8 protein-coding genes are annotated in these 15,878 nt (G+C 61.3%); 5 read left to right on the top strand and 3 right to left on the bottom strand.

From position 1 onward, the window contains the following. Nucleotides 1–83: 83 nt before the first annotated feature. The 4 genes from AC5YUO_RS23315 to AC5YUO_RS23300 all read left to right on the top strand — a co-directional run bounded on the left by AC5YUO_RS23315 (nucleotide 84) and on the right by AC5YUO_RS23300 (nucleotide 4,566). Complete coding sequence (locus AC5YUO_RS23315; RefSeq protein ID WP_496155422.1) at nucleotides 84–953, top strand: isochorismatase; 870 nt, start codon at nucleotides 84–86, stop codon at nucleotides 951–953. A 13-nt stretch (nucleotides 954–966) separates the two neighbouring features. Further along, a complete protein-coding gene (dhbA, locus tag AC5YUO_RS23310) occupies nucleotides 967–1,722 on the top strand; it encodes a 2,3-dihydro-2,3-dihydroxybenzoate dehydrogenase (RefSeq protein ID WP_496155421.1) in 756 nt (251 codons plus the stop codon). A gap of 88 nt (nucleotides 1,723–1,810) precedes the next feature. Further along, nucleotides 1,811–2,524 carry a 4'-phosphopantetheinyl transferase family protein gene (locus tag AC5YUO_RS23305; protein WP_496155420.1) on the top strand — a complete coding sequence of 238 codons (714 nt, stop codon included), beginning with the start codon at nucleotides 1,811–1,813 and terminating at the stop codon, nucleotides 2,522–2,524. Between the two features lie 128 nt (nucleotides 2,525–2,652). Continuing rightward, on the top strand, nucleotides 2,653–4,566 hold the full coding sequence (locus AC5YUO_RS23300; protein WP_496155419.1) for a PhoX family protein: 1,914 nt from the start codon (nucleotides 2,653–2,655) through the stop codon (nucleotides 4,564–4,566). A gap of 370 nt (nucleotides 4,567–4,936) precedes the next feature. Here the strand turns inward: AC5YUO_RS23300 and AC5YUO_RS23295 are convergent, their stop codons facing one another. From AC5YUO_RS23295 to AC5YUO_RS23285, 3 genes are all read right to left on the bottom strand, one after another. After that, nucleotides 4,937–6,241 carry an HlyD family type I secretion periplasmic adaptor subunit gene (locus tag AC5YUO_RS23295; protein WP_496155418.1) on the bottom strand — a complete coding sequence of 435 codons (1,305 nt, stop codon included), beginning with the start codon at nucleotides 6,239–6,241 and terminating at the stop codon, nucleotides 4,937–4,939. 2 nt (nucleotides 6,242–6,243) lie between these two features. After that, nucleotides 6,244–8,010, bottom strand: a complete 1,767-nt coding sequence (locus tag AC5YUO_RS23290; protein ID WP_496155417.1) for a type I secretion system permease/ATPase — start codon at nucleotides 8,008–8,010, stop codon at nucleotides 6,244–6,246. 110 nt (nucleotides 8,011–8,120) lie between these two features. Further along, nucleotides 8,121–14,759 (bottom strand): Ig-like domain-containing protein, encoded by a 6,639-nt coding sequence (locus AC5YUO_RS23285; protein ID WP_496155416.1) that lies wholly within the window; start codon nucleotides 14,757–14,759, stop codon nucleotides 8,121–8,123. Nucleotides 14,760–15,014: 255 nt separating this feature from the next. Here AC5YUO_RS23285 and AC5YUO_RS23280 point away from each other — a divergent pair, with 255 nt between their 5' ends. After that, a complete protein-coding gene (locus AC5YUO_RS23280; protein WP_496155415.1) occupies nucleotides 15,015–15,878 on the top strand; it encodes a LysR substrate-binding domain-containing protein in 864 nt (287 codons plus the stop codon).

The raw sequence follows: 15,878 nt of genomic DNA, 5'->3' as shown, positions 1-15,878 counted from the left end.
TCGAAAGGGACGCTCTAAAGGGCGTCCCAAATTTCCAAGATTACGCGCCGCATGCGCCGGCGCAGCAAAATACCGAGGTCATCATGACGATCCCCACCATTTCCGACTATCCGATGCCGGTCGCCGCGAGCTTTCCGGTCAACAAGACAAAATGGCAGCCCGATGCGAAACGCGCCGTGCTCCTCATCCACGACATGCAGCGTTATTTCCTTCGGTTCTACGAGGCCGACGGCAAGTTGATGACCACCCTCATCGACAATCTCGCAAGGGTGAAGGCATGGGCCGTTCAGAACGGCGTCCCGGTCATCTATACCGCCCAGCCGCATAACCAGCCGCCCGGCGACCGCGCGCTCCTGAACGACATGTGGGGCCCGGGTCTCACCGTCGTCGATCCTGAATTGCAGAAGGTGGTGGACAAGCTCGCCCCGACGCCTGACGACGTGGTGCTGACCAAATGGCGCTACAGCGCCTTCCAGCGTTCCGACCTAGCCGAACGCATGAAGGGCTGGGGCCGCGACCAGATCATCGTCGGTGGCGTTTACGCCCATATCGGCTGCATGATGACGGCGGTGGAAGCCTTCATGAAGGATATCCAGCCCTTCATGGTCGGTGACGGGGTTGCCGATTTTTCCGAGGCCGAACATCGCATGGCGCTGCAATATGTAGCGACGCGCTGCGGCGTGGTGATCGACACCGCCAGCCTTGTCGGCGCCGGGCAGGCCGGTGATATCAGCGAATGGCTGAAGGCCCGCGTCCTGCAGATGGTCGAGGACGAAAGCGATATCGACCCCGATGAGAACCTGATCTTCTACGGGCTGGATTCGCTACAGGTGATGAAGCTCGCCGGCGAGCTGAAGGAGCGCGGTGTCACCGTCGGTTTTGACGAGCTCGCCCGCGTGCCCACACTCTCCGCCTGGTGGGCGCTGATCGAAGAAAAGCGGCTCGCAGCCTGAGCGGACGGACAAGATGACGCAACAGAGATTTACCGGACGGCGTGTGCTGGTGACGGGCACGGCCCAGGGCATCGGCCGCCGCATCGCCGAACGTTTCATTGAGGAAGGGGCCGAGGTCATCGGCCTCGACCTTCGGGCCGAGACGGCGGAAGCGCCCTTCCGCCAGATCGCGCTCGACATCACCGACGCGGCGGCGGTGGAAACGGTCTGCAAGGCAATTCAAAGCGAATGGGGCGGGCTCGATATTCTGGTCAATGCCGCCGGCATATTGCGGCTCGGTGACAGCGAAAGCCTGACGCCGGAAGACTGGAAAGCCTGCATGGACGTCAACGCCGCCGGGCCTTTCCATATGTTGCGGCAATGGAGCGGCACCTTCAAGCGACAGCGGCGCGGCGCGATCGTCAATGTCGGTTCCAATGCCGCCGTCGTGCCGCGCATCGGCATGATGGCCTATTGCGCTTCCAAAGCGGCGCTGGTCAGCCTCAGCCATTGCGCCGCCCTTGAGCTCGCGCCCTATGGCGTGCGCTGCAACGTGGTTTCACCCGGTTCAACCGACACACCGATGCTCGCCGGCATGTTGAGCGATCCCGCCGGCAAACAGCGGCTGGTCGAGGGGCTACCCGAGCAGTTCAAGCTCGGCATTCCGCTCGGCAAGATCGCAAGACCGGACGATATCGCCGATACGGTACTCTTCCTCGCCTCTGATCAGGCCGGCCATGTGACGATGCAGCAGATCGTCGTTGACGGCGGCGCCACGCTTGCGGCCTGAACAGAAGCGGGATCGCGAAAAATGTGAGCGGTTTTCGCCTGAAACCCGCTCTCATCATGATCTAGGCCGCTGAATGAGGGTGACGGACATGGCCGTTGCAACGGCGTTTCATCGCGAAGTCGTCTCCGGCGATCCACCGGAGGCCATCTGGCCTTGGCCGGACGACAGCTGCGATTGCCATTGCCTCACCCTTCGTTACAGCGCCGATGAAGGCGGCGGCGGCGAGGTCCCTCCCTTGCCGCCGCAGCTTTTACGCGCAGTGCCAAAACGCAAGGCGGAGTTCATCGCCGGGCGCAGATGCGCGGCGGAAGCCATCCGCCGCCTCACCGGCCGCACCACCTTTCCCGGCATGGGTGCGGACCGCGCGCCCCTCTGGCCCGAAGGCGTGGTCGGCGCCATCTCCCACAGCCAAGACCGGGCGATTGCGCTTGCCGGCCCTTCCGGGCGGTTCCGCGGCATCGGTATCGATATTGAAAGGATACTGAACGAAGACGAGGCCCGCGACATCGCCCGACAGGCCTTGACGGAAAATGAGCGCCACAACCTCGGCAACGCCATCGACCCCTTCATGGTCGGGCTGATTTTTTCGGCCAAGGAAAGCCTGTTCAAGGCGCTTCATCCAACAGTGAAGCGGTTTTTCTTTTTCGAGGCGGCCGAATTAGCCGGCTTCGACGCAAACGGCTTGGCCTCGCTGCGCCTGACGGCCGACCTTAACGGAAAATGGCGCAGCGGAACGGAGATTGCCTTCCGCTTCTGCCATTTCGAAGGGTTCCTGCTCACCCGTATCCTTCTCCCGTATTGAGGGAAAAAGGGTAAATTCTGTCCTCAGACAGTCATGTTTGAAGCTCATCCTCCCGTCATCCGTGTGAAACACTCGGACGGTACGCAGCTTGTTGGAATGATTCCAAACATGCAACGTGGAGATACGACATGAGCGACATCGATACCAGCAAGCTGTCCTGGGACGAGTGGGACGAACTGCAAAACCCGCCGCCGGCCGAAACCGATTTCGACCGCGTTGTCGAAAGCGCGATTTCCCGCCGCGGTTTCCTCGGTGGCGCGCTTGCCTTCGGCTCGGCGGCTGCCGCCATGGGCACGCTCGGCAACCTGATGGTCAGCACCTCGGCCGAGGCGCAGGAAGCCGCTGCCGGCCGCTTCCCCTTCAAGCCGGTGGCGGCTGCCACCGACCACACCATCCACGTGCCGGAAGGTTATAACTGGAAGCCGCTGGCGAAATGGGGCCAGCCGCTGTTCTCTAACGTTCCCGATCTCGACCCCGCCAAGGGCGTCAGCGTTGAAAACTCAGACAAGGTCTTCGGCGAAAACACCGATGGCATGGAACTCTTCGTGGTCGGCAGCCACCAGCTGATCGCCGTCAACCATGAATATGTGAACCCGGAAATCAACCTGCCGCATGCTGAAAAGGGCAATCCGAAGACGGCCGACGACGTAAAAATCCTGCAGAACATGCAGGGCGTCACCGTCATGGAAGTCGCGGAAGACAAGGACGGCTGGAAAATCGTTCTCGACAGCCCCTTCAACCGCCGTATTCACCACAATACACCGATGAAGCTTTCCGGCCCGGCCGCCGGCTCCGATCTCGTCAAGACCGCCGCCGACCCAAAGGGTGTCGACTGTCTTGGAACCTTCAACAATTGCGGCGCCGGCCGCACGCCGTGGGGCACCTACCTCACCTGCGAAGAAAACTTCAACGGCTATTTCGGCACCACCGACGCCGCCTTCAAGCTGCCTGACGACTACAAGCGCTATGGCATCGTCGCCGAAACGCGTTATGCCTATGAGAAGTTCGACGCGCGTTTCGACGTCGCCAAGAACCCGAACGAACCGCGCCGTGCCGGTTACGTGGTCGAGATCGATCCTTCGGACGCTTCCTCCACTCCGATCAAGCGCACCGCGCTTGGCCGTATCAAGCATGAAAACGCCGCCGTGGTCATCGCCCGGGACGGCCGTGTCGTCGTTTACATGGGTGACGACGAGCGTGGTGAATTCCTCTATAAATTCGTCTCCAACGGCATTTACGTGCCGGGCGGCGACACCTCGAAGCTGCTCGACGAAGGCACCCTCTTCGTCGCCAAGTTCTCGGATGACGGCGCCGGCGAGTGGCTGGCCCTGACGCCGGAAACGACGGGCATGAAGATCGACGAAATCTGCGTCTTCACCCGCCAGGCCGCTTCCAAGGTGGGTGCGACGACCATGGACCGTCCGGAGTGGGTTGCCATCAACCCGGTCGCCATCGAAGCCTATTGCGCGCTGACCAACAACAGCCGCCGCGGCGAAATGAAGGATGGCAAGCTGCGCGCCAATGCCGGCGGCGACGCCATGGCGATCAATGCCGCCAACCCGCGCGAAAAGAACGAATACGGCCAGATCGTGCGCTGGTATCCGGAAAATGACGACCATGCGGACGGCAAGTTCAAGTGGGACCTGTTCTGCATGGCCGGCAATCCCTCCGTCCACAAGGACGCCTATGCCGGTTCTTCGAACATCAACGAAGGCAACATGTTCAACTCGCCCGACGGCATGATGTTCGACTCGACCGGTCTGCTCTGGATCCAGACCGACGGCGAGGACAGCAATGAAGGCGCCTTCGCCGGCCAGGGCAACAACCAGATGTTGGCGGGCGACCCGGCCACCGGCCGCATCGAGCGCTTCCTGACCGCGCCGAAGGGTTCCGAAGTCACCGGCCAGACCTGGTCCGGCGACAAGCGCACCCACTTTGTCGGCATCCAGCACCCCGACGCCCCCTTCCCGGATGGCGAAGGCAAGCTGCCGCGCTCGGCGGTCATCGCCATCAAGCGCGACGACAATGTGAAGATCGGCTGAGGCATCGGCATAAACAGTGCCGGATCGCGATGGAAATCACGATCCGGTTTCACGATAAAACGCCGCGTGCCCGAAAGGACATGCGGCGTTTTACCAGGTTCCGAAAAGCGTGCTTTTGCGAAGTGGCGCATCCACACTTGGTTACGCCCGAACCTGTTCCCAGTATCTTGCATGGCCCAATCATGGATCGTGAGAGACCCTTTTACGGCGCAGACGCGCCATGGCTGAATACCGGCTCGGGGCCGGAAGGGCGGAAGAAGATTTCCGCGCGCCTTATAAAACAGTGCAACCCCGTGCGCCTGACGACGCACGGCGTTTTGCACGGGTGATCCTGCTATTGCCTTCCGCAACCCATCGGGCCGCCTGCCGCTCAGGCCTCGCGGAAGGTGCGGTTTGCCTGATCGAGCAGCGGTTTCAGAAAATACGACAATACGCTTCTTTCGCCTGTCGTGATGAAGGCTTCCACCGGCATGCCGGGCATGAGACTGAATTCGCCCAGCCGCTTTATCTGTTCCTGTGAGGTTGCGACACGCACAAGGTAATAGCTGGTGCCCGTTCGCTGATCCACCGTCACGTCGGCCGAAATGCGCTCCACCGTTCCGGTGATTTCCGGCGTCGTCTTCTGATTGAAGGCGGAAAACCGCAGATTCGTCGCCTGCCCGTAATAGATCTGGTCGATATCCTGCGGCGCGACCTTGGCCTCCACCACCAGCTTGTCGACTTCAGGCACGATCATCATGATCTGTTCGCCAGGCGCGACAACACCGCCGACGGTGTGCACTGACAATTGATGCACCACCCCATCCTGCGGCGCGAGAATATCGACACGTTTCAACTGGTCTTCGGCCGCCACCCGACGCTCGACATATTCGCCGATACGGGCATCCATTTCGCGCAGATCGGACCCCACCTCTTCCGACCATTGTTCGTCGATCTGCAGGATCTGCAGCGCGGTTTCGCTGATTTTCGCCTCAACCCCGGCAATGCCGGCCATCAGCCGACCGATATCACCGTCGATATCCGTCGCCTGACGCTCCAAGGTGCTGAGCCGGCTTTTTTCCATCAGGCCCCTTTCATGCAGCGAGCGAAAGCGGATGAGCTCCTCATCGACCATGCCCTGTTCGCGGAAATTCGCCGCGCGCTCGGCCTCCATGCCGCTTATCTCATCGCGAAGCTGCCGCACGCGCTGTTCGAGCTGGCGTTTTTTGCTTTCGCGGACGGCCTTGCGATTTTCATAAAGAAGCTGTTCGGCATTCATCATCGCCAGAACCTCGGCATCGCCGGCCCGATCTGACAAAGCGTGCGGAAAAACCACCCGGCCAGCCCGGTCACGCTCGCTCTCCAGCCGCGCCTTGCGGGCGGTGAATTGATCGAGGCTTTTGACGATGATGGCGAGATTGGCCTTGGTCATCGTCGCATCGATACGCATGACCACGTCTCCCGCCTTTACACGGTCTCCGTCCCGCACCATCAGTTCGCTGACCACGCCGCCCACCGGATGCTGGACTTTTTTCAGGCTGGTTTCCACCACCAGAGAGCCTTGCGCGATCACCGCGCCGGCAATCTCGGTGCCAACGGCCCAACCGCCGAAAACGCCGGTCAGGGTCAGAAAGCCCAGCCCGCCAACGAAGAGGTGATTGCGGATAGAGCGTCGGAGTGTCTGCCATTCATCCATTTTCATACCTTTCCAGCTTCAGCGGCCTGCACGACCTTGAGAGCACCGGCGCTACCGCCGACCGGCCGCAGCACTTTGGCGAGCACCTCTTCCTTGGGGCCGAAAGCCTGCTGGCGCCCGTCGGCAAGCATCAGCACCTTGTCCACGGCCAGAAGCGCGCTCGGGCGGTGGGCGATGATGACAGCCACGCCGCCACGCTCGCGAATACCGAGAATGGCCGCCGTCAGCGCATCCTCACCCTCGGAATCGAGATTGGAATTCGGCTCGTCGAGCACGACGAGGAAGGGGTCGCCATAAAGCGCTCTTGCAAGTGCGATCCGCTGCTTCTGTCCGGCCGATAATTGCCGACCGGTTTCACCCACTTCGGTGGAATAGCCGTCCGGCAGGCTGACGACGAGATCGTGGATGCGCGCCGCACGCGCCGCAGCGATGATCTTTTCCGACGTGGCTTCCGGATCGAAGGAAGCGATGTTTTCGGCAATCGTGCCGTCCATGAGTTCGATGGATTGCGGCAAATAACCGATATGCCGCGCAAGGGCCGCAGCCGGCCACTGATCCAGCGTTGCGCCGTCCAGACGAACCGCGCCTTTTTGGGGCCACCAAAGGCCGACGAGCAGGCGCGCAAGCGAACTTTTGCCCGAGCCGCTTGCACCGATTACACCGAGGCCACTGCCCGCGACGAGCGAGAAGGTTATATCCTGGAGCACCGGCTCAGCTGTTTCCGGGGGGATGGCGACGACCCGTTCGACCGACAACAGGGCATGCGGCGCCGGAAGGTCCATCCGCGCCGGTGTATCGGACAGCAGCGTCAGGGTTTTTTCCAGACGGCGGCGGCTTTGCCGGGCGGCGATGAAACCTTTCCAGTTGGCGATGGCAAGATCGACAGGCGCGAGCGCGCGCGCCGACAGGATCGAACCGGCGATGATGATGCCGGGCGTCGCCTGCTCGTTGATGACGAGCCATGCCCCGACCGCCAGAATGCCGGATTGCAGCACCATGCGCAGCACCTTGCTGACAACCCCGAAACCGGAAGCGACATCGCTTGCCGACCGCTGTTCGCGAACGAAGGCACGGTTATCCCGCTGCCAGCGTTCCCGCAGCCGCGGCATCATGCCCATGACCGTGACGATATCGGCGTTGCGTCGGCTCGCCTCGGCCAGCCGGCTGCGTTTGACGGAATGACCGGCCGCCTCTTCCACTGATCGTTTCGAGGCCAGTTCGGTAATCAGCGTGATGACGGTGAGAATGGCGGCCCCGGCAAGCGCTGTCACACCGAGCCAGAAGTGAAAGGCGAAACAGATGGCGATGTAGAACGGCAACCAGGGCAGATCGAACAGCGCTATGGGACCGCTTCCCGACAGGAAGGAACGGATCGTATCGAGATCGCGCAGCGGCTGCGCCTGGCGCCCGCTGACGGGAAGACGCAGTTGCAGACCGATCACGGCATCGAAAATCCTCGACGACAGCACCTGATCGAGACGATCGGCGATGCGTACCAGCAATCGGCCACGCAGGGCATCGAACAGGCCCTGAAATGCATAAAGCACCACCACGATGGCGAAGAGCGCTACCAGCGTCGGCAGGCTGCGGCTCGGCAGGACGCGGTCATAGACTTCCATCATGAACAGCGAGCCGGTGAGATAAAGAATATTGACGAGAGCGCTCATCAGGCCGATGCCGATGAATGCGCCGGTACATCCGGCGAACACGCCGCAGCTCCTGCGGATATTGTTATTGGCGACGTTATTATTGGCAGAGTTGAAACGCATTTTACAAACCCATTGCTCTGGCGGCGGCGGTCTCGGCCGGCGCTGGAATGGCAAGACGGCCGGCCGCAAAGGTGGAAAAGGCGCATCTTTGCGGATGCGCCTTTCAAAGATCAGGCGAAGCGGAAATCGTCGATCGCGAACTGCTCAGTCTTCACACCGTTGAAGGTGACGGAAGAACCGTCGTTGAAGGCAAGCTGCGCGCCGTTCTCACCATCGGCGAGCGCACCCGAGGACATGAGCGTCTGGTAGTCCGCAAACACATCCTTCGAGAGGACGACGACGTCCTTGCCGGCCGTACCGGCCTCGAAGTCCCGCACCACGTCCCGGCCGTTACCAGCCGCGAACACGAAGCTATCCGCGCCGCTGCCGCCAACCAGAACATCGTTGCCAGCGCCGCCGTTCAGCGTGTCGTCACCAGCCTCGCCGCTCAGGAAGTCGTTTCCGGCGCCGCCGAGAAGTGCGTCCTTGCCGTCGCCGCCCATCAGAACGTCGTTGCCCGCACCGCCATCCACCATGTCCTTGCCGTCGCCGGCGAGGATGCGGTCATTGCCCGCACCGGCATCGACCATATCGTCACCGCCACCGGCGAGGATGGTGTCGTCGCCAGCACCGCTCGATATCATTTCCTTGCGGTCACCCCCGATCAGGAAATCTTCGCTGCCGGTGCCGCTGACCATGGTGTATTCGGTGTAGCCATCCACCGTCACCGTGGTCTTGCCCTCGGCTTCGCCGCCATTGGCGTCGCGAACGGTATAGGTGAGCGTGACGCTCGCCTGCTGCTCGTCTTCCAGCGCCGCGAAGGCGGAGGACGGATCGACGACCAGTTTTCCGTCGATGACCGAGAAGGCGGACGCTGCCTGCTCGCTGGTGAGGGCGATGCCCGCCACGGAAGCGACCGCAACCTTCACCAGCGTCAGGCGATCACCCTCGATGTCCGTATCGTTGGCGACGAGGTCGAAGGCTTCGGTGTCCTTTTCCGAAACGGCGACCCTGTCTTCGACGGCGACAGGCGCGTCATTGACGGGCCGGACGGTGACGGTGACAATGCTTTCGACGCTCGCGCCTTTGCCGTCCGAAACGATGACGGTGAAGCTGTCGGCGCCGTTGAAGTCGGCTTTCGGCGTATAGACCCATGCGCCGGTGGCGGCATCGAGGCGAACCTCGCCATTGGCGGCATTCGCGCCGGTCTTCAGCGCATAGGCCAGCGTATCGCCGTCCATGTCCGAAGCGACGATTGCGCCGCTGAGAGCCGCATCCTCATCCGTCACCGCCGATTGGGCGGCCGCGACAGGCGCGTCGTTGACCGGTTTGACGGTGAAGGAGGCGGTCGCCTCGCTGACACCGCCGCGACCGTCGGCGATCTTGTAGCCGAAGGACGCTTTGCCGTAGAAATCGGCTGCCGCCGTGAAGCGGATACCGGTTTCTTCCAGCGTCGCGGTGCCGCCGACCACGGAGACGATCTCAGTGACAGCAAGCCGATCGAGATCGGCATCCTTGTCATTGGCGAGCAGGCTCTGGAACGAAATGAGGAAGGAAGCCGCATCCTCATCGACCGCCGCGAGCGTATCGTTCACGGCGACGGGACTGCGATTGACGAGGCTGCTGGCGATCTTCTCACGGTTGAGTTGCGTGCCATCGGCAAAAATCAGGGTTTCGATACCGCCATCGACCAGCTGGCCGCGCAGCGACAGCTTTTCGCCCGTGGAGAACTCGATTTCCACCGCATCGCCGAACTTGCGCAGCACGGCTTCGCTTCTGGCGATATCGTGGAGGTGCAGCAGATCGTTGCCATCCACTGTCGCTGCGGCGTCGACGATGTCGTCAGAGCCGTCGCCGCGACCGTAACGATAGGTGTCCGAACCCGCGCCGCCGATCAGAAGATCGTTGCCGCGACCGCCTTCGATAAAGTCATCGCCGAGACCGCCCGAAATAATGTCCTTGCCGCCATCGCCAAGCAGATAGTCGTGACCGACGCCGCCAACGAGCGCGTCGTTACCGGCGCCGCCGGAAAGAATGTCGTTGCCGTCGCCGCCGTCAAGACGGTCGTTGCCGCCGTTGCCGAGCAGCCTGTCATTGCCGCCGAGGCCGAGTATCCTGTCGTCGGTTTCACCGCCGGCAAGCGTATCGGCAGTCTCCGTACCATTGAGTTTCCTCACGGCGTCGGGACCGGTTTTCAGATCGACCACCCTTACATTGTCGAAGGCGACGCCGGCGCTGCCCCATGAGTAGAGCGCGATTGTACCCTTATCCACTGCGCGATCCTCGATCGGATAGGCGAAGAGATCCATTCCATCGACATAGGCCTGGATCTTGTTGCCCATGACCTCGACCCGCAGGTTGAAGGTCTCGCCGGGCGTATATTTCGCCGGCATCTGAGTGAGCACACGCTCGACACCGTCGGTGACGCTGAGCAGCTGGAAGATGCTGCCGGCGCCGTTGCCGGCGTTGCTGTCATAGGTGCCATTCGCATTGAGTTCGATCTTGTAATAGTTCTTCGCATCCACATAGTGGATGAGGAAGCCGAGCGCCTCGTTATCCGGCGTCTTGATCGTTGCCTCAATGGCGTAGTCCGTCCAGTCCTTGGCCGCCGGATCGTTATAGATCGCCTGGGTGCCCCGTCGCAGCATGTTGACTCCATCGCCGAGGGGGCTCCAGCCGCGTTTCCAGAAATCGGCGTTGCTGGCGCCGTTCCAGGTCAGTTCGCGGCTGCGCAGGTCGGAAAGCTGCACGAGTTGCCCGTCCTTAAGCTCCCATTGCGAGGACTTGCCGTCCGGGCCGACACCGCCCAACTCGCCTTCGTCGACGATGGTCCAGCGGCTGAGCGCGTCGGCCGTGTCGAAATTCTCGGAAAGCAGGACCCGGCTCTTGGCGATACCCTCCACCAGCTTGGTGTCGGTGGCGGTCCTGCCGGCAGCATCCGTGACCGTGAGGGTCAAGGCCTGACGGCCGGTCGCCAGAACGACCTCGGCGTTTTTGCCCTCGGCCACGACGGCGCCCTTTGCATCCGTCCAGACATAGCTGGCGATATCGGCAAGGCCGTAGGAACCCTCGGCGCTCAGCGAGACAGTCACACGGCCGTCACCGTCGAGGTCGATCAGGCGCGCATCGTCACCCGCATGGGCGGTCAACGCGACCTTGTTCACGGTCACATTGTCGAATTGCGAGCTGCGCTGGCCGTTGGAGTAGAAACCGACAGTACCGCCGGCAAGCGGGGCCGCGTCGGTTACGGTGCCGAACAGGCTGCGGCCATCTAGGAAGGCATCGATCTTGCCGTTCACGAGAGCAACCTTGACTGCGAAATCGCGGTTCCATGGCGTGCCGCTGAAATCGCTGGCCAGCACGGTCTCGACACCGTCCATCAGCTTCACGAGCTTGCGGGAATTGGTCTCCGCGTCGAGAACCAGCCGGTAATGATTGGCGCGGTCCTGGAAGGCGAAGACGATGCCGATGCCGTCATTGTCGGTGGCGACCAGCGTTGCTTCATAAACGTAGTTCGACCAGGTCTTCGCCGACGGATCGCTCCAGACGAGGATGTTGTCGGCGCTGTCGCTCTGTTCGAAAACACTTCCCTCGGGAGCGGCCTGTTTCTCGGCCGTCGTGTTGCGGATCGTGGCCGATCCTTTCACGAGGAAATTGCTCGGCGGGGCGATCGTGCCGATCAGCGCGGTCGCATTGCCGAAATCATCAGTGAGGGTCGTAGCGCCGAAATTGATCTGCGACGAAAACGGCGTTGGGGCCGTCGCGGCAATGCCGCCCGCCTTTGCCGTGCCGAGCGCCGCTATTTCGGCATCGGTATAGACCTTGTCGGTGATAAGCACGCTCGACACATAGGTCCCGGACGTTTCGTTGCTTTCATCCGAGAACAGCAAGACGCCTTTTTTCAGGTCAAGCAGATAACGGGCATAGTTGCTGCCCGACATTGTGGTGTCGCCGACCTTTACACCGTCGATATATTTGGTGATGAGAACGCTCGTTCCCTTGTCCTGAACGGTGAACGCCACCCGGTGCCAGGCGTCGACGGTCAGAGCGCCCTCGTAATCGTTGTTGATGCCGATGCCGCCGCTGGATTTCTGGAAAAAGAGTTCCGCATCCGATTTGTTATTCGGGTCCGTCTGCAGGAAGGAGAACCAGTTGCCCTGCCCGGCCGGGATAAGCAGATCATAGATCAGCGAGTAGGATTTCAGGGCGGGAATTTCCTTCACCGTTTTCACCTGAAGAACCTGCGTTGCGCTGAGGCCGGGAATGTATCCCACCGTCGCATCGCCGCCCGCAAGCGCCGGCAGATTGAAGCTCGACACGGTTCCCACCTTCGTGGCGATTTTCGCGACCGGCGCCGACCAGCCGTTGCTGTTGCCGTCATTGAAGTTGTCGACGAGCAGCGTGTTGTTCGTACTCACGATGGCCGTCACGCTATCGGTGGTGACGCGGCCGTCGATGTCGGTCACGCTCAACGTGAATTTGTGCTGGCCGGCCTGAAGTTCGAGGCTCGGCTTGGCGCTCTCGGAAACGACCTTGCCGTCGCGGTCGGTCCAGCGATAGGTAAGTCCCACGTCATTCTTCGGATTCAGCGTCCAGTCGCCGTCAAGGGTGACGAGAGCCTTGTCCTTTCCTGCCTCGGCCGCGACGAACTTGTCGTTTCCCGCCTTGGCGATGGCGCGCAACTCCGGCGTGCCGAGATCGACACCCGTGAAGACTTCCTGATGACCGCGATAATAGCCGGTCAGACCGTCACGGTCGAGTTCCGGTTTCACGCGGTAGCCGTCGAGGTAGTCGTCGAACTCGGTGAAATAGGTCGAGGTATAGATGGTGTCATTGTCGGGGTCGATCGTCACCAAACGGATCGCGCCGTTGCCGCCTCGGTTACCCAGGGCCTCGTTGCCGTTACCGGTGATTTCCCTGGAAATGCCGTTCTGGTAGTTGACCAGCATTTCATGCACGGGATTGCCATGCTGGGAGTAGCTGATATTCGTCTCCGCACCGTCGCCGAAAATATGGCCGGAGAAGGTGAACGAGATATTCGGATATTTGGCCGAAAGCATGCGATAGACGGCTTCGCCGTCATTGGCGCCCTGCGGATCACTGCGCATGCCGTAGTCCCGTGCCGAGCCCTCGTCGTAGAACGACAGGCCGGCGGGATCGTGGCGGCTGGCGAAGTTGGTCAAGGAATGCGACAGGATCATGACGCGATGGTCGAGATTTTGCTCGATCACCTCCGACGCCCAGCGGATCACATCATCGCGCGGACCGAATTCCATCGACAGGATGAGCCACTTGGTGCCTTCCGGCGCGGTGAATGTGTGGTAATTGTTGCGGCTTGAGGTCGTTTCCTGATCGTACACACCCTTGAACGTGCCGGGATTGGTCTGCGCCTGCTTTTCGGGAGAAAAGAGCCTGTCGAGGAAAACCGAGCTATGGTTCGCCGCCGTGCCGCCATTGGCCTGATCGTGATTGCCGGGCAGCAGCGAATAGGGAAGCTTGCCGTCGAGCGTGCGCATCGCCTTCTCGGCGACCGCCCATTCATGCGCCAGATTGTTCTGCGTGACGTCGCCGACGTGACCGACGAACTGGATGTTCAGCGTCTCTTTGTTGGCGACCAGCCATTCGGTCATCCTGTAGAAGGTTTCCGGCGCGCCATTGGTGACGCTGGTATCGGTGTAGTCCTGCGTATCGGGCAGAACAGCGACCGTGTAAGCGTTCGGGCCGGCGACGCGGACACGGAAGTCGTCAAAAACCGACGCGCCTTTGGCGTCCGTGGCCGTGATGCGCAGATCGGAATGGCCGAGCGCGCCGAAGTCCAGCGTCAGCTTGTTGCCGTCGGTCAGAGCGGTTTTCAAAACCTCGTTCTTGCTGTTCTGCACGGTGAATGTCAGCGCCTCACCGGAGAAATGCTTGAGAAGATCGATGGTCATGTCGGCCGCGCCGGACTTCACCATGACATCCTTGATGGCGGCGGTTTTGGCGAGGACAGCCGTCGTCACGGGAGGAACCGGATCGACGGCGGGCTTCGCGCCGATGACGGGAATTCCCGCTTTGGCCGCATCGGTGAAAACGAGGGGCTTGCCTTCAGCCTCGATCTTGCCGCTCCCGACCACCGGCGCGGCTGAATCCTTCGCAAAGTTGAATTCCAGAACGTCCAACGAATTTGGCTGCGCATTTACGGCTTCCCGAACTTCAGACGGCAAGATACCCGCCGCCTTCGGACCACCGAGAGCGTTCATCTCTTCTTTTGACAGCGCGTTTTTCATGAAAAACAGATTGCTGAGATAACCCGGCGAGGTTTCGCCATCCTCATCCGCGAAGATCAGGAAGCCTTTTGCCATATCGATGGTGAAGCGGCCGCCGGCGTCGTCGATCTTCTGGTCGCCGACGAGTTCGCCGTTGATATATTTCGTCATCGTGACGCCGTTATTGGCGTCCCGTTGTACCGTCACGCCGATGCGGTTCCAGGCATCCAGTTTGGCCGCGCCGCTATAAACGCCGTTGATACCGAGTTCATATCCACTGCCGTCTGCTCTGCCGAAAAAGTCGCCGTCGGTCGTGTTTCGGAGGTCGGTCTGAAGGAAGGGCATCCAGCCGCCATTGCCGTTCTTCGGAAAATAGACGTCGTAGATAAGGCTGTAGCTGGTTGCGAGCCCGGTGCCGTTCGGCGACACCAGGAGGCGCTGCTCGCTGGACTTGCCGGGAATAGCCAGCAGCCAGTCGGTAGCGGTTTCGATGGGATTGGCGATCGGATTTGGGGAGGTCGTCATATCTTTGGCCTTCCTTTCGTGAAACGGAGTGGCCCTGAGGCCATGCCGGCACGATTAGAGGCGCGGACTAACGCCCGGATGACGATTTCCTAACAAATCGTAAACCTGCCATAGCGATTTCCCATGCCTGCCATCGGTTTGTGCAGGTAAGGTGAAGAGGCACTTTAGGTATATGTCATAACTTTGTCAGCGTTTTCAACGATGATCGCGACGCACCGGCAGCTGTCTTGTCGGCCGGTCGCAGAACAGGAACCCATGTCGATCACCCAGCTGAAGGCATTCCACATCGTTGCGCAATCGGGCGGTTTTTCGCAGGCCGCGCGGGACATGGCGATCAGCCAGTCCACATTGTCGGCCCATGTGCGGGATCTGGAAGCGATCGGCGGCGTCAATCTTCTGGAGCGCAAAGCGCGAGGCGTCAGCCTCAGCCCGCAGGGACAGCGCCTGTTCGAAATCACCGCACGCCTGTTTCAGGCTGAAAACGAGGCGACAGCCTTTCTGCGCGGAGAAGCCGGCGCGACGGGCGGGCATTTGCGCGTCGCGGCCGATGGCCCCATCCTGCCACTGCCGATCCTTTCACGGCTGAAAGCGGAGCGGCCGCAGCTGACCTTTTCCCTTTCGGTCGACAATTCCGCGCGTGTGGTGGAGCAGATTATCGACTACCGCGCCGATGTGGCTATCACGGCCCGCACGCCGGATGACGATCCGCGTCTTTATGGCGTCAAGTTTCTGAGCATGCGTCTTGGCCTGTGCGTGCCGGCCCAGCATCCGCTGGCACAGCGCCGGGACGTCTCCATGTGCGAACTCGAAGGTATGTCCTTCGTCATGCGTGAACGCGGATCGCGCACGCGCGAAATCTTTGAAAACAATCTCGCAAAGCATGGTATCGCCATTCAACCGGTGGTCGAAATCTCCTCCCGCGAGGGCGTGCGGGAAGCCATCGCAAACGGGGTGGGATGCGGGGTGGTCGCCGATCTGGAATTCGGCCACGATGCCCGTCTTGCCTTCGTTCCGCTGCGCGACGCAAGCGAGGTCATCGACGAATATGCGATCTGCCTTGCTGAGCGGCGGCATTTGCCGCTGGTGCGCAGGTTCATCGAGGAGGCCACCCGCGTCTGA

The sequence above is a fragment of the Agrobacterium sp. LEGMi-208b genome (assembly GCF_059511785.1).
The sequence above is the reverse complement of the archived record's forward strand: the minus strand, read 5'-3'. Positions and strand labels throughout refer to the sequence as shown.